Here is a 13,818-nt window from a genome sequence, read left to right as displayed (position 1 = left end):
CTGGGCCGCCCAGAGGGCGGAACGGGTGGGCACAGCCCCGGCCGACGGCGCCCGTGATGTGGGGCTCGCGCGGCCTTTGGCCTGGTGGGGCGGCGGTGCCTGGCGTCCTGGCCTCCAGGTCGACGTGTCGTGTGGGGAGGTCAGGGGCGGATTTGGAGGCCGCGGGGGGTGGCGTGGAAGCCTGAGTGTTCCAGGAGGGGGGAGAGGGGGGACGTCAGGGAGGGGGAGCCGTTGATGCGTTCGACGGTGACCGTGCCGAGTGCGCCGGCCTTCGCCGCGGAGGCCAACGCCGAGGCGGCCGCAGGCAGGCGGAGGTCCTCCGACGGGGCGGAGCCGTCCGGCGTGGCGGTGGACCACGCGAGCAGCGATTTGCCGCCGCGCTCCATGTACAGGGTCAACTCGCCGTCCACCAGGACCACCAGGGACCCCGCCTTCCGGCCGGGCTTGTGGCCGGCCTCGGCCGGTGGCTCGGGCCAGGGCAGGGCGGCGCCGTAGGCGTTGGCCGGGTCAGCGGCGGCCAGGACGACGGCCTGGGCGTCGGACGGCCGGGAACCGTCCCCGCGCTCACGGGCGTTGGCCCCGGCCCGCAGCCGGTCCACCGCGCCGTCCATCGCGAACTGCGCGGCCCCGAGCCCCTCCACCACGTAACCCCGCCGCGTCTGGCCGTTGTCCTCGAAGGCCGACAGGACGCGGTACACCGCTGAGAAGCCGCCCTCGACGCCTTCGGCCCCGACCGCCCCGCGGGTCACCACGCCGTGCCGGTCGAGCAGCGTGCGGGCCAGGGCGTGGGCCCTCAGTGTCGGGTCGGGCTCGCGGGCGGGCAGCAGGGACCAGCGGCCCGCGACCGTGGGCGGACCCGTCCGGGAGGCGGGGCGGGCGGCAGCCGTCAGTGAGCCGTACCGCCCGCGCGGGACGCTGCGCTTCGCGCGGTGGGCCGTGGAACCGGCGGTGCGCCCCGACCCCAGGAGGGAGCGCATCGGGGCGAGCGTGTCGTTGGTGAGTCGGCCGGACCACGCCAGGTCCCAGACGGCGTCGGCCAGTTGGGGGTCGGAGACGTCCGGGTGGGTGGTCGCGCGGATCTGGTCGGCGATCTGCCGGAAGAACAGGCCGTAGCCTCCGGAGAGGGTGTCCAGGACGGACTGGTGGAGGGCGGTCAGCTCCAGGGGGTGCGGGGGCGGCAGCAGGAGGGGGGCCGCGTCCGCCAAGTACAGGCTGATCCAGCCGTCCTTGCCCGGGAGGGCCCCGGCTCCCGCCCAGACCACCTCCCCGGCCGCCGTCAGCTCGTCGAGCATCGCGGGGGCGTACCCGGTGACCCGGGAGGGCAGGACGAGCTTCTCCAGGGCGGAGGCCGGGACCGACGCGCCCTGGAGCTGCTCGATGGCGCGCACCAGACCGTCGACACCGCGCAGCCCGTGCCCGCTCAAGTGCTGCCACTGGGGCAGGAATTGGGCGAGTGCGGCCGGTGGCACCGGTTCCAGTTCGTGCCGCAGGGCAGCCAGCGAACGGCGTCGCAGACGGCGCAGGACGGTGGCGTCGCACCACTCCTGACCGATCCCCGCGGGGTGGAACTCGCCCTGGACGACACGGCCGTTCGCGGCGAGGCGGTGCAGGGCCCCGTCCGTGACCGCCGCGCCCAGGCCGAAGCGGGCGGCGGCCGCGGCGGACGTGAACGGGCCGTGCGTGCGGGCGTAGCGCGCGAGGAGGTCGCCCAAGGGGTCCTTGACGGGCTCGGTGAAGGCCTCCGGGACGCCGACCGGCAGCGCCGTGCCGAGCGCGTCCCGCAGGCGGCCCGCGTCCTCGATCGCCGCCCAGTGGTCGGCGCCGCCGACGCGGACCCTGATGGCTCGGCGCGCGCCCGCCAGCTCCTCGGCCCACTCGGGCTCCGCGCCGCGCTCGGCCAGCTCGGCGTCCGTGAGCGGACCGAGGAGACGCAGCAGGTCGGCCACGCCTTCGGCGTCCTTGGCACGGCGGTCGTCGGTCAGCCACTGGAGTTCCTGCTCCAGGGTGGCGAGGACGTCCGCGTCGAGGAGCTCGCGCAGCTCGGCCTGGCCGAGCAGCTCGGCCAGGAGGCGGGAGTCCAGGGACAGGGCGGCGGCGCGGCGCTCGGCGAGCGGTGAGTCGCCCTCGTACAGGAACTGCGCCACGTACCCGAACAGGAGGGAGCGGGCGAAGGGGGACGGCTCCGGGGTGGTGACCTCGACGAGGCGGACGCGGCGGGACTCGATGTCGCCCATCAGCTCGGTCAGGCCCGGTACGTCGAAGACGTCCTGGAGGCATTCCCTGACCGCCTCCAGGACGATCGGGAAGGAACCGAACTCGCTGGTGACCTCCAGGAGCTGGGCGGCGCGCTGGCGCTGCTGCCACAGGGGCGTGCGCTTGCCGGGACTGCGGCGCGGCAGCAGCAGCGCGCGGGCGGCGCACTCGCGGAAGCGGGAGGCGAACAGCGCGGAGCCGCCCACCTGGTCGGTGACGATCTGGCCGACCTCGCCCTTGTCGAAGGCCACGTCTGCCGCGCCCACGGGCGCCTTCTCCGGGTCGAGCGTCGAGTCCACGGCCGTGCCGAGGTCCGCCGGGTCCTGGTCGAGCAGGTCGAGGCCCATCAGGTCGGCGTCGGGCAGGCGCAGCACGATGCCGTCGTCGGCGTGCATGACCTGCGCGTCCATGCCGTACCGCTCGGTGAGGCGGGCGCCGAGGGCGAGGGCCCAGGGGGCGTGCACCTGGGCGCCGAACGGGGAGTGCACCACCACGCGCCAGTCGCCCAGCTCGTCGCGGAAGCGCTCCACCACGATCGTGCGGTCGTCCGGGATGTGGCCGCAGGCCTCGCGCTGCTCGGTGAGGTACGTCAGGACGTTGTCCGCGGCCCAGGTGTCGAGGCCCGCGGCGAGGAGGCGGTCGCGCGCGTCGCCCTGCGGCAGCGAGCCGATCTCGCGCAGGAACGCGCCGAGCGCACGGCCCAGTTCGAGCGGGCGGCCCAGCTGGTCGCCCTTCCAGAACGGCAGCCTTCCGGGGACGCCGGGCGCGGGGGAGACCAGGACGCGGTCGCGCGTGATGTCCTCGATGCGCCAGGAGCTCGTACCGAGCGTGAAGACGTCGCCCACGCGGGATTCGTAGACCATCTCCTCGTCGAGCTCGCCGACGCGGCCGCCGCCCTTCTTGGGGTCTGCGCCCGCGAGGAAGACCCCGAACAGGCCGCGGTCGGGAATCGTGCCCCCGGAGGTGACCGCCAGGCGCTGTGCCCCGGGGCGTCCGGTGACCGTGCCCGCGACGCGGTCCCACACCACGCGCGGGCGCAGCTCCGCGAAGGCGTCGGACGGATAGCGGCCGGCGAGCATGTCCAGGACGGAGGTGAACGCCGACTCCGGGAGCGAGGCGAACGGCGCGGCACGGCGCACCAGGGCCAGCAGGTCGTCCACCTGCCAGCTGTCCAGGGCCACCATCGCGACCAACTGCTGGGCGAGGACGTCCAGGGGGTTGGCGGGGACCCGCAGCGACTCGATGGCGCCCGTGCGCATCCGCTCCGTGACGACGGCGGCCTGGACCAGGTCGCCGCGGTACTTCGGGAAGACGACACCCGTGGAGACCGCGCCCACCTGGTGCCCCGCGCGGCCCACCCGCTGCAGGCCGGACGCCACGGAGGGCGGCGACTCGACCTGCACCACCAGGTCCACCGCGCCCATGTCGATGCCCAGCTCCAGGCTGGACGTGGCGACGACAGCGGGCAGCCGGCCCGCCTTCAGGTCCTCCTCGACCTGGGCGCGCTGCTCCTTGGAGACCGAGCCGTGGTGCGCGCGGGCGAGGACGGGCGGCGCGCCCTGCGCGGCGCCGGACTGCGCCATCACCTCCGCGGGGCTGTGGTCGTCAGGGAGGGCCTCGCCCGTCGCGCGTTCGTAGGCGATCTCGTTGAGCCGGTTGCACAGGCGCTCCGCCAGGCGGCGGGAGTTGGCGAAGACGATCGTCGAGCGGTGCGCCTGCACGAGGTCGGTGATGCGCTCCTCGACGTGCGGCCAGATCGAGGGACGCTCGGCGTTCTCGTCGGAGTCGGTCGCCGGTGAGCCGCCCAGCTCGCCGAGGTCCTCGACCGGGACGACCACGGAGAGGTCGAATTCCTTGCCCGACTCCGGCTGGACGATCTCCACCCGGCGCTGCGGCGACAGATAGCGGGCGACCTCGTCCACGGGGCGGACCGTCGCCGACAGGCCGATCCGGCGGGCGGGCCGCTTCAGGAGCGCGTCGAGCCGCTCCAGGGACAGCGCCAGATGAGCCCCGCGCTTGGTGCCCGCGACGGCGTGCACCTCGTCCAGGATCACCGTCTCGATGCCCGTGAGCGCGTCCCGCGTGGCCGACGTGAGCATCAGGAACAGCGACTCCGGGGTCGTGATCAGGATGTCTGGCGGGCGCGTGGCCAAGGACCGGCGCTCGGCCGCCGGGGTGTCCCCGGAGCGGATGCCCACCCGCACCTCGGGCTCGGGCAGACCGAGGCGCACCGACTCCTGGCGGATGCCGGTGAGCGGGCTGCGCAGATTGCGCTCCACGTCGACCGCGAGGGCCTTCAACGGCGATACGTACAGCACGCGGCAGCGCTGCTTGGGGTCGGCCGGGGGCGGGGTCGAGGCCAGCTGGTCCAGGGCGGCGAGGAAGGCGGCCAGGGTCTTGCCGGAGCCGGTCGGGGCGACCACCAGCACGTCCGAGCCCTCCGCGATCGCCTGCCACGCCCCGGCCTGGGCGGACGTGGGCGCGGAGAAGGCCCCCGTGAACCAGCCGCGGGTCGCGGGGGAGAAGCCGTCGAGGGCCTCGTCGTGACTGCGTGCGGACCTGACCATGACCCCATCGTGCACCCCGCCACTGACAATGGCTCCGACCTGCGAAAAAGGCTTGCACCCGAGGAGCGGAACGGGCGCAGAATGGAGATATGGCTGGTTCGGCGGAGCAGGCACGGCACTGGACGTACGCCGAGCTGCCCGGCGTCGACCTGCTGCGGGCCCGCTACGTCCGCAAGACGTTCGCGCGCCACACCCACGAGCACTTCGTGATGGCGGCCATCCGCGAGGGCGTCGACGTGTTCCGGCACACCGGCGCCGACCGGCACGCCGGACCCGGAAGCATCGCCCTGATCAACCCCGACACCCCGCACACCGGCCGCGCCGGAGACCCCGAGGGCTGGCGCTACGGAGCCGTCTACCCGGCCCCCGACGTGGTCGCCGCCATCGCCAGGGAGACGACCACCCTGCGGGGGACGCCCGGCTTCGTCCTGCCGGTCCTCGACGACCCGTACGCCGTGACGCTGGTCCACCAGGTGCTGCGGGCCGCCGAGGAGGGCAACGCGCTCGCCGCCGACACGTTCCTGCGGGTCGCCGTCACGCGGCTGCTGCGGTCGAACGGCGGCAACCTGCCGCAGCGCAGCGTGCGCTCCGCGGGCGAGCGGGTCGCGGCACGCGCGCGTGCCGTCCTGGAGGAACAACTCGTCGACCCGCCGAGCCTGGAGCGCCTCGCCGCCGGTCTCGGCGTCAGCTCCTTCGCCCTGCTGCGGGCCTTCCGCGACGCGTACGGCATGCCGCCGCACGCCTGGCTCACCGACGCGCGCGTGCGGCGTGCCCGCCATCTTCTGGACGCCGGTACGAGCCCCGCCGAGGCGGCCGTCGCCGTCGGCTTCACCGACCAGCCGCACCTCAACCGTCACTTCGCGCGGATCGTCGGGGTGCCCCCGGGGGCCTACCAGCGGGAGCGCAAGAACGTACAAGACCTTCCCGACCTGCCCCTCGTAGCGTCCGGGGGGTGGCAGAGCGAACATCATCCCCAGACATACCCGGGTACTCCGAAGGAGCCCCTGAGGCCCCGGGCCCCGCGGACAGCGCCGGTCCCGGTCCGGCCCGTCCCGACTCCGCCGTCGTCCGCGACGCCCTCGGCGTCGGAATCGCCGTAGGCCTCTCCGGCTTCGCCTTCGGGGTGACGTCGGCCGGCAGCGGCCTCACCGTCCTCCAGACCTGCGCGCTGAGCCTGCTCGCCTTCACCGGCGCCTCCCAGTTCGCCCTGGTCGGCGCGCTCGCCGGGGGCGGGAGCCCGTTCACGGCCGCCATCGGCGCCGTCTTCCTCAGCATGCGCAACGCCTTCTACGGGATCAGGCTCTCCCAACTGCTCGCCCTCCCGCGCGCGGTGCGCCCTCTCGCCGCCCACATGGTGATCGACGAGACGACGGCCGTCTCGCTGGCACAGCAGGGGCGGCGCGCGGCACGGATCGGGTTCGTCGTCACCGGAGTCAGCCTCTACCTCCTGTGGAACCTCTCGACGTTCCTGGGTGCCCTCGGCGCGGAGGCCATCGGGGACACCGCCACCTGGGGGCTCGACGCCGCCGGTCCCGCCGTGTTCCTCGCCCTGCTCGCGCCGATGGTGCGCACCACGACGCAACGGGCGGTCGCGGCCGTCGCCGTCCTTCTGGGACTCGGACTGCTGCCGGTGCTGCCTTCGGGAGTGCCGGTGCTCGCCGCCGCCTTCGCTGTCCCGGTCGTCCTCTACGTAGAGGGCCACAAGTACGTAGAGGGCCGCAAAGCACAGCGAGCACAGCAGGCACCGCACGACAGTGCGCGAGGGGAAGACCGTTGAACATCTGGATCGCCATCGCCGTGACCGTCGTCGGCTGCTACGCCGTCAAGCTCGCGGGCCTGCTCGTGCCCGCGGGCGCCCTGGAGCGACCGCTCGTCCAGCGCACGGCCGCCCTGCTGCCGGTGGCCCTGCTCGCCGCCCTCACGGCTCAGCAGGCCTTCGCCGACGGCCGGGTGCTCGTGCTCGACGCCAAGGCGGCAGGCCTCGCCGCAGCCGCCTTGGCGCTGCTGTTGCGCGCACCCTTCCTGGTCGTCATCGGGGCGGCCGTCGTCGTCACGGCGGGCGTGCGGGCCCTGGCGGCGTGAGCCGCGGCGGGCCCGGACAGCAAGCTCCGCTGTGCGCCCGGGCGGACCGTCAGCCGATGGGCCGCCCGTACGCCCGCAGCGTACGGAGCGCCTCGACCGTGACGATCGGACGGCACTCCAGGGACGTGCCCGGCGCCCACTGACGCCACCGGATCGGCCAACCGCCGTCTTCTTGTTGCTCGTTCGCGAGGAAGTCCAGGGAGCGCGCCATCTCGTCATCCGTGAACCACGCGCGCGCGAGCGACTCCGGCGCCTTGGCGAAGTCGTACGCGAAGTGGTGCTCCCCGGGGCCGTACCCCGGGGAGACCGGGTTGGCGTCGGAGTGCTCCGGGTCGAGGACCGCCAGGCGCTGTTCGCGGACCAGTCGGCCCAGCCGGTCGGCGGCCGCCTCCGCGCGCGGGCGGTCGGGCGCGCCGTCGAGGAAGGCGACGGCGGCCTGGATCTCGTACGGATGCGACTTCTCCAGGCTCTCCACGGTCTGCCAGCAGAAGTCGGTGGCCCGGAACAGCCAGGCGTGCCACACCTCGTTGCGGTGCAGCAGGCCCACCACAGGACCGGTGGCGAGCAGCTCGCTGGGCGGGTCGGCCACCACGGGCACGAACGGCGCCGAGGGGTAGCCGCGCTGGCTGGGATGGATCGCCGGGAGCGCGCCGTCCGGTGTCGACACGGCGGTCAGATAGCGGCACACCCGCTCCACGCGCATGCCGCCGCAGCGCTGGATGGAGTCCAGGACGCGCAGCGCGTGCCCGGTGTGCAGCGGCTGGCTGACGGGTCCGCGCAGGTCGGGTTCGAGCGCGTGGCCGTACCCGCCGTCCTCGTTCCCGTACGCGGCCAGCGCGGTCTCCACCGCGTCGGCGCTCCCGGTGTCACCGTCCAGGAAGTGGTACGCGAACCGTCGCTGTTCGAGCACGCGCGCGGTGAGCCAGATGAACTGCTCGGCGCGGCGCAGCGGGGAGGACGGCGACGACGGGGAGGACGCGGCGTGCGGGGACGCTCCGTTTTCGGCCATGTTCAGAAGGTAGGGCGGAACGCGGTCCGGGGAAGCCCTCTGTGCGGGGCTGCACTCTCAGGGGCGCGATACTGGAGGCATGCGGTTGACGGTCTTCTGGCAGCGGATGGCGGCTCACTTCGGCGCGGGGTACGCCGAGACCTTCGCGCGCGATCATGTGATGACGGAGCTCGGCGGGCGGACGGTGCACCAGGCGCTGGACGCGGGCTGGGAGGCGAAGGACGTGTGGCGGGCGGTCTGCTCGGCCATGAACGTACCGGCTGAAAACCGCTGACGTACGGCTGCGGCCTCGCACGGGTGTCCGCGCGCGGACCGACGGGCGCGGGGGCGGGCGCGCCGGGGCGGGTGGATCTCCACGCGCGCGGCGACGGGCCTCCACGCGCGCGGAGCCGCGAAAACCGGGGGCGGCGGCCGAACGGTCGTGGCGTGGGCGAGACTGGCACGGTGGCACCCACAGACGAGACCGCACAGATCACCCCCGAGGCAGCACCGCCCGGCACCACCCCGCCCGCCCAGCCCCCCTCGGCGGAGCAGGCCCGTGGCACCGGCATGCCGCGCTGGCTGCCGCGCGCCATGGTGCTCGCGCTCGCCCTGGTGGCCTGTTTCCAACTCGGCAGCTGGGCCTTCCACCAGCTCACCGGACTGTTGATCAATATCTTGATCGCGTTCTTCCTGGCGCTCGCCGTCGAGCCCGCCGTGAGCTGGATGGCGGCCCGCGGGCTGCGCAGGGGCCTGGCCACGGGCATCGTCTTCCTGGGCGTCATGATCGCGAGCGCGGGCTTCATCACCATGATGGGATCCATGCTCGCGGGCCAGATCGTCGACATGGTCGAGGACTTCCCCGACTATCTGGACAAGGTCATCCGCTGGATCAACATGACCTTCGACACGGACCTGTCCCGGGTCGAGGTCCAGGACAGCCTCATCCACTCCGACTGGCTGCGGAAGTACGTGCAGAACAGCGCGAGCGGTGTCCTGGACGTCTCCGCGCAGGTGCTCGGCGGCCTCTTCCAGCTCCTGACGATCCTGCTGTTCTCGTTCTACTTCGCCGCCGACGGGCCGCGGCTGCGGCGCGCGCTGTGCTCCGTGCTGCCGCCCGCCAAGCAGGCCGAGGTCCTGCGCGCCTGGGAGATCGCGGTCAACAAGACCGGCGGCTATCTCTACTCCCGCGGCCTGATGGCGCTGATCTCCGGGATCGCGCACTACATCCTGCTCCAGGTCCTCGAAGTGCCCTACGCCCCCGTGCTCGCGGTCTGGGTCGGCCTGGTCTCGCAGTTCATCCCGACGATCGGCACCTATCTCGCGGGCGCCCTGCCGATGTTGATCGCCTTCACCGTGGACCCCTGGTACGCGCTCTGGGTGCTGATCTTCGTCGTGATCTACCAGCAGTTCGAGAACTACGTCCTGCAGCCCAAGCTCACCGCCAAGAGCGTGGACATCCACCCGGCGGTCGCCTTCGGGTCGGTCATCGCGGGCACGGCGCTCCTCGGCGCGGTCGGCGCCCTGGTCGCCATCCCGGCGGTCGCGACGCTGCAGGCCTTCCTGGGGGCGTACGTGAAGCGGTACGACGTCATGGACGACCCGCGCGTGCACGGGCACCGCCGCCGTGGCGGATCGCCCCTCCTCGCGCGCGTGCGGCGCTTGGTGTCGGGGCCCGAGGACGAGGCGCCGCCCGGCCCGCGCTAGCCGGGCGCGGCTACGTCAGACCGAGGCCCGTGTCGACGTCCGCCAGCTCGCAACTGGCGGCCCACAGCCGGGCCGCGACGGCGGGGTCTGCCATGTGCGCCGGTACCGGCTCGAGGCGGGGTCTGCCGCGCAGGCCGAAGACGCTCGGCCCCCACAACTGCCCCCCTCGCACCTCCGGGTCGAGGACGGCCCGCACGAGGGGCCACGCTCCCGCGTCCTTGCCCTGGACCAGCAACCCGGCGGGCAGGCCGCGCAGCCGCTCCCCGAAGCTCCGAGCGTGCACCGGCGGCCGGGAAGGCGTCAGGGCGTCCAGCGCGCCCCCGGGATGGGCCACCACACTGCGTACCGGGCTGCCGACGGCACGCAGCCGACGGTCGAGCTCGAAGCCGAAGGACATCTGCGCCAGCTTCGACCGGCCGTAGGCGCGCTTCGGCCGGTAGTCGTGGGCGCACTGCAGATCGTCCAGGTCCAGCCGTTCGGACCGGGCCGCGAAACTGCCGACCGTCACGACACGGCCCGCCGGCGCCGCGGCGAGCAGCGGTGCGAGCCACCTGGTCAGCGCGAAGTGGCCGAGGTGGTTGGTGGCGAACATGAGCTCGTGGCCGTCCCTGGTCTCGCGACGCGGTGGATCGTCGAGCGCGATCCCGGCGTTGTGGACCACCGCGTCCAGGCGGTCGAGTTCCCCTGTGTCCACGGCGGCCTTCAGGGATGCCGGCTCGGCGAGGTCCAGCGGCAGGTGGTGCAGGCGGGCCCCGGGGACGTACGAGCGGATCGAGGCCATGGCGGCCTCGGCCTTCCGGGGGTCCCGGCTGCCGAGCACGATCCGGGCTCCGGTCGCGGCGAGCTGCTCCGCCACGAAGTAGCCGATACCGGCGTTGCCTCCGGTGATCAGGAAGGTCCGTCCCCGGGCGGACGGCAGGTCATGGACGTCCCAGGGCTGGTGCGCGGGGTCCGGGGTGGCCGAGGGGCCCTGGGGTGCGGGTGCTCGGGGATCTCGGGATGGCGACGACACGGCGGAAGCAGGCTCCTTGCGCTCGGGTGCCGCTCACGTGGGCGGCACCGACGCGTTCACCGTCGCAGCCGCTGCCGACATCCCGGCGATGGTTCGTCGTCATCACCGACAGGCTGCCGACAGCCCTGCGGATTCAGCCCCCGTGCGCGTCGGCGAGCGGTTCGCCCGTCTCCAGGAGGCTCTTCAGGCTGGAGAGGATGGCCGGCCAGCCCTGGCTGCACATCGAGTGCAGCACGCCGGCGGGGTCGAATTCGTGGGTCACGGTCAGCTTGACCTGATCGCCGTGCGGCTCGATGTCGAAGGTCACCTGGGAGCGGCGCTCCGCGGCGAGCTGGGCGCGTGTCTCCTCGCTGACGCCGTTGGCCTTGGCCCACTCCGGGGTGAAGGTGTGCCAGGTGTAGGACAGCCGGCTGTGGGGCTCGTGGGCGAGGACGATCTGCTCGGGGTGTTCGGTGACGCTGCCGTCGGACTCGGTCCAGGCCATGGGGGATCCCTCGGCCCAGTCGGTCCGGAAGCCGACGCCCCAGTAGCGGCTGGTGAAGGCCGGGTCGGTCAGGGCCTGCCAGAGCCGCTCGGGGGTCGTGCGGATGTAGGTCGTGTAGACGAAGGTCTTGTTGTCCATGGGAGGTTGCTCCAGTGCTCTCTTCAGGTCCGCGAGCGCGTTGACCCGCTCGCGGTCGAATCGGCTGATCCATCGCTCCGCGATGGCGTTGATCGGAGCGGCGTTCAAGTAGTGCAGCTTCTCCCGCCCCTGCCGCACCGTGGTCACCAGCTCGGCCGCCTCAAGCACGGCCAGGTGCTTGCTGACCGACTGCCGGGCCATGTCCAGTCCCGCGCACAGCTCCCGCAGGGTCTGCCCGTTGCGGTCCCGGAGCCGGTCCAGCAGCCGACGGCGACTGGGGTCGGCCAGTGCCTTGAACACCGCGTCCATGTCTGCCACCCCCAGTCATGCAGCCAAGCGGCTGCCTTTCCATGATTGGCAGCCAGCTGGCTGCATGTCAAGCGGGAGGTCGAGGTGAAGCTCGCGGGACGCCGCGTGGTGCGCTTGACAGTAAAATCGAACATCCATTCATATAGGGGTTCTGGTGGCGCGTTCCCGGGGGTTCACGGGGGGATCCCCGGGCCGCGCCGGTGGCTCGAGGAGGGCGGATCGCCCGGAGTTATCCACAGGCCGGGCGGGCGTCGGGGCGCATTGTCAGTGGCAGGCGTTAGCGTCTTTGACGTGAAGCGATCGACTCAAGCAAATCGGGTGGAACCCATGGCAGGAACCGACCGCGAGAAGGCGCTCGACGCCGCGCTCGCACAGATTGAACGGCAATTCGGCAAGGGCGCAGTGATGCGCATGGGCGAGCGGCCGAACGAGCCCATCGAGGTCATCCCCACCGGGTCGACCGCACTCGACGTCGCACTCGGCGTCGGCGGCATCCCCCGCGGCCGCGTGGTGGAGGTGTACGGCCCGGAGTCCTCCGGTAAGACGACCCTCACCCTGCACGCCGTGGCCAACGCCCAGCGGGCCGGTGGCGCGGTGGCCTTCGTGGACGCCGAGCACGCCCTCGACCCGGAGTACGCCAAGAAGCTCGGCGTGGACATCGACAACCTCATCCTGTCCCAGCCGGACAACGGCGAGCAGGCCCTCGAGATCGTCGACATGCTCGTCCGCTCCGGCGCCCTCGACCTGATCGTCATCGACTCCGTCGCCGCCCTGGTGCCGCGCGCGGAGATCGAGGGCGAGATGGGTGACTCGCACGTGGGTCTGCAGGCCCGCCTGATGAGCCAGGCGCTCCGGAAGATCACCAGCGCGCTCAACCAGTCCAAGACCACCGCGATCTTCATCAACCAGCTCCGCGAGAAGATCGGCGTGATGTTCGGCTCCCCGGAGACCACGACCGGTGGCCGGGCGCTGAAGTTCTACGCCTCGGTGCGCATGGACATCCGCCGCATCGAGACCCTCAAGGACGGCACGGACGCGGTGGGCAACCGCACCCGCGTCAAGGTCGTCAAGAACAAGGTCGCGCCGCCCTTCAAGCAGGCCGAGTTCGACATCCTCTACGGCCAGGGCATCAGCCGCGAGGGCGGCCTGATCGACATGGGCGTGGAGCACGGCTTCGTCCGCAAGGCCGGCGCTTGGTACACGTACGAGGGCGACCAGCTCGGCCAGGGCAAGGAGAACGCCCGCAACTTCCTCAAGGACAACCCCGACCTCGCCAACGAGATCGAGAAGAAGATCAAGGAGAAGCTGGGCGTCGGCGTGCGCCCGGAGACCCCGGCGGAGCCGGGCGCGGACGCCGCTGTCACCGCCGCCCCCGCCGAGGAGGACGCGGCCAAGACCGTGCCCGCCCCCGCGGCCAAGGCCACCAAGTCCAAGGCCGCGGCGGCCAAGAGCTAGGCCATGACGCGACGAACCGACTGGGCGGACCGCGCCGACCCCGCAGGGCGAAGCCGCCCCGAGGCCGTCGGCCCGGACGGCCGCGCCCCGGCCGGTGTCGCCCCGGGACTCCCGGGCGACGACGAGAGCGGTGGCCCGCAAGGCGGCGGTCGTGGCGGCAGGGGCGGTCGCGCCGGTGGCCGTCGGCGGCGCGGCGGCTTCGGCGGCCAACAGGACAGCGGTTCCCCGTCCTCGTCGAGGGCCGAGGACGGGGAACCGCCCACGGGGGACCCGGCTGAGCGGGCACGGGCCATCTGCCTGCGCCTGCTCACCGGGACCCCGCGCACGCGCAAACAGCTCGCCGACGCGCTGCGCAAGCGGGAGATCCCCGACGACGTGGCGGAGGAAGTGCTGTCCCGCTTCGAAGAAGTCGGCCTCATCAACGACGAGGCCTTCGCGGACGCCTGGGTCGAGTCCCGGCACCACGGCCGGGGCCTGGCGCGGCGGGCGCTCGCGCGGGAACTGCGCACCAAGGGCGTGGACTCGGCGGTGATCGACGAGGCCGTCGGGCAGTTGGACGCGGACCAGGAAGAAGCCACGGCCCGCGAGCTCGTCGCCCGCAAGCTCCGCTCCACCCGCGGCCTCGACCGGGACAAGAGACTCCGCCGCCTCGCCGGCATGCTCGCCCGCAAGGGGTATGCGGAGGGCATGGCGCTCCGGGTCGTGCGCCAGGCACTGGAGGAAGAGGGGGAGGACACCGACGACCTGGGGTACGAGGCGTACTGACCTGGTACCGACCTCGCGCCCGGGCCGGAAGGTGGGGTTTTCCCCACCCTGAACATGC

General features: G+C 72.9%; 10 protein-coding genes and 1 pseudogene. 7 read left to right on the top strand and 4 right to left on the bottom strand.

Annotated elements, in window-relative coordinates; genetic code table 11:
- Window positions 1-140 precede the first annotated feature (140 nt).
- Complete coding sequence (locus ACFVHO_RS32010) at window positions 141-4,820, bottom strand: ATP-dependent helicase (RefSeq protein WP_385722302.1); 4,680 nt, start codon at window positions 4,818-4,820, stop codon at window positions 141-143.
- An 89-nt stretch (window positions 4,821-4,909) separates the two neighbouring features.
- Between ACFVHO_RS32010 and ACFVHO_RS32005 the strand changes: the two genes are divergently transcribed.
- The 3 genes and pseudogenes from ACFVHO_RS32005 to ACFVHO_RS31995 all read left to right on the top strand — a co-directional run bounded on the left by ACFVHO_RS32005 (window position 4,910) and on the right by ACFVHO_RS31995 (window position 6,902).
- Window positions 4,910-5,920, top strand: coding sequence for an AraC family transcriptional regulator (locus ACFVHO_RS32005; protein ID WP_385722299.1), 1,011 nt, complete (start codon window positions 4,910-4,912; stop codon window positions 5,918-5,920).
- A pseudogene (locus ACFVHO_RS32000) lies at window positions 5,866-6,597 on the top strand (AzlC family ABC transporter permease); the annotation flags it as partial. The gene ACFVHO_RS32005 and the pseudogene ACFVHO_RS32000, both read left to right, overlap by 55 nt.
- Window positions 6,594-6,902 carry an AzlD domain-containing protein gene (locus ACFVHO_RS31995; protein WP_385722296.1) on the top strand — a complete coding sequence of 103 codons (309 nt, stop codon included), beginning with the start codon at window positions 6,594-6,596 and terminating at the stop codon, window positions 6,900-6,902. The pseudogene ACFVHO_RS32000 and the gene ACFVHO_RS31995, both read left to right, overlap by 4 nt.
- Window positions 6,903-6,951: 49 nt before the next feature.
- Here ACFVHO_RS31995 and ACFVHO_RS31990 read toward each other — a convergent pair whose 3' ends face one another.
- Window positions 6,952-7,911: a hypothetical protein gene (locus tag ACFVHO_RS31990; protein WP_385722294.1), complete on the bottom strand. Its 960-nt coding sequence runs from the start codon at window positions 7,909-7,911 to the stop codon at window positions 6,952-6,954.
- 79 nt (window positions 7,912-7,990) lie between these two features.
- Here ACFVHO_RS31990 and ACFVHO_RS31985 point away from each other — a divergent pair, with 79 nt between their 5' ends.
- Window positions 7,991-8,185, top strand: coding sequence for a DUF3046 domain-containing protein (locus tag ACFVHO_RS31985; RefSeq protein WP_030362849.1), 195 nt, complete (start codon window positions 7,991-7,993; stop codon window positions 8,183-8,185).
- A gap of 170 nt (window positions 8,186-8,355) precedes the next feature.
- A complete protein-coding gene (locus ACFVHO_RS31980) occupies window positions 8,356-9,597 on the top strand; it encodes an AI-2E family transporter (RefSeq protein WP_385722291.1) in 1,242 nt (413 codons plus the stop codon).
- A 10-nt stretch (window positions 9,598-9,607) separates the two neighbouring features.
- On the opposite strand, the gene ACFVHO_RS31975 is transcribed toward ACFVHO_RS31980, so the two are convergent.
- Window positions 9,608-10,516, bottom strand: coding sequence for an SDR family NAD(P)-dependent oxidoreductase (locus tag ACFVHO_RS31975; RefSeq protein WP_385722347.1), 909 nt, complete (start codon window positions 10,514-10,516; stop codon window positions 9,608-9,610).
- A 226-nt stretch (window positions 10,517-10,742) separates the two neighbouring features.
- Window positions 10,743-11,540 (bottom strand): ArsR/SmtB family transcription factor, encoded by a 798-nt coding sequence (locus ACFVHO_RS31970; RefSeq protein ID WP_385722289.1) that lies wholly within the window; start codon window positions 11,538-11,540, stop codon window positions 10,743-10,745.
- Window positions 11,541-11,867: 327 nt separating this feature from the next.
- Between ACFVHO_RS31970 and recA the strand changes: the two genes are divergently transcribed.
- Window positions 11,868-12,995, top strand: a complete 1,128-nt coding sequence (gene recA / locus ACFVHO_RS31965) for a recombinase RecA (RefSeq protein WP_385722286.1) — start codon at window positions 11,868-11,870, stop codon at window positions 12,993-12,995.
- A 3-nt stretch (window positions 12,996-12,998) separates the two neighbouring features.
- Window positions 12,999-13,760, top strand: a complete 762-nt coding sequence (recX, locus tag ACFVHO_RS31960) for a recombination regulator RecX (protein WP_385722284.1) — start codon at window positions 12,999-13,001, stop codon at window positions 13,758-13,760.
- Window positions 13,761-13,818 lie beyond the last annotated feature (58 nt).

It is taken from the genome of Streptomyces sp. NPDC127108, assembly GCF_042677545.1.
In the GTDB taxonomy this organism is placed as follows: Bacteria; Actinomycetota; Actinomycetes; order Streptomycetales; family Streptomycetaceae; genus Streptomyces.
Note: the sequence above shows the minus strand (reverse complement) of the source record. Positions and strands in the feature narration are given on the sequence as shown.

What these genes read in the sequence shown, in the direction of transcription:
- recA (WP_385722286.1), top strand. Translation starts at nt 11,868, where the DNA reads ATGGCAGGAACCGACCGCGAGAAGGCGCTCGACGCCGCGCTCGCACAG.
- ACFVHO_RS31970 (WP_385722289.1), bottom strand. Translation starts at nt 11,540, where the DNA reads ATGGACGCGGTGTTCAAGGCACTGGCCGACCCCAGTCGCCGTCGGCTG.
- ACFVHO_RS31990 (WP_385722294.1), bottom strand. Translation starts at nt 7,911, where the DNA reads ATGGCCGAAAACGGAGCGTCCCCGCACGCCGCGTCCTCCCCGTCGTCG.
- ACFVHO_RS32010 (WP_385722302.1), bottom strand. Translation starts at nt 4,820, where the DNA reads ATGGTCAGGTCCGCACGCAGTCACGACGAGGCCCTCGACGGCTTCTCC.
- ACFVHO_RS32005 (WP_385722299.1), top strand. Translation starts at nt 4,910, where the DNA reads ATGGCTGGTTCGGCGGAGCAGGCACGGCACTGGACGTACGCCGAGCTG.
- recX (WP_385722284.1), top strand. Translation starts at nt 12,999, where the DNA reads ATGACGCGACGAACCGACTGGGCGGACCGCGCCGACCCCGCAGGGCGA.
- ACFVHO_RS31985 (WP_030362849.1), top strand. Translation starts at nt 7,991, where the DNA reads ATGCGGTTGACGGTCTTCTGGCAGCGGATGGCGGCTCACTTCGGCGCG.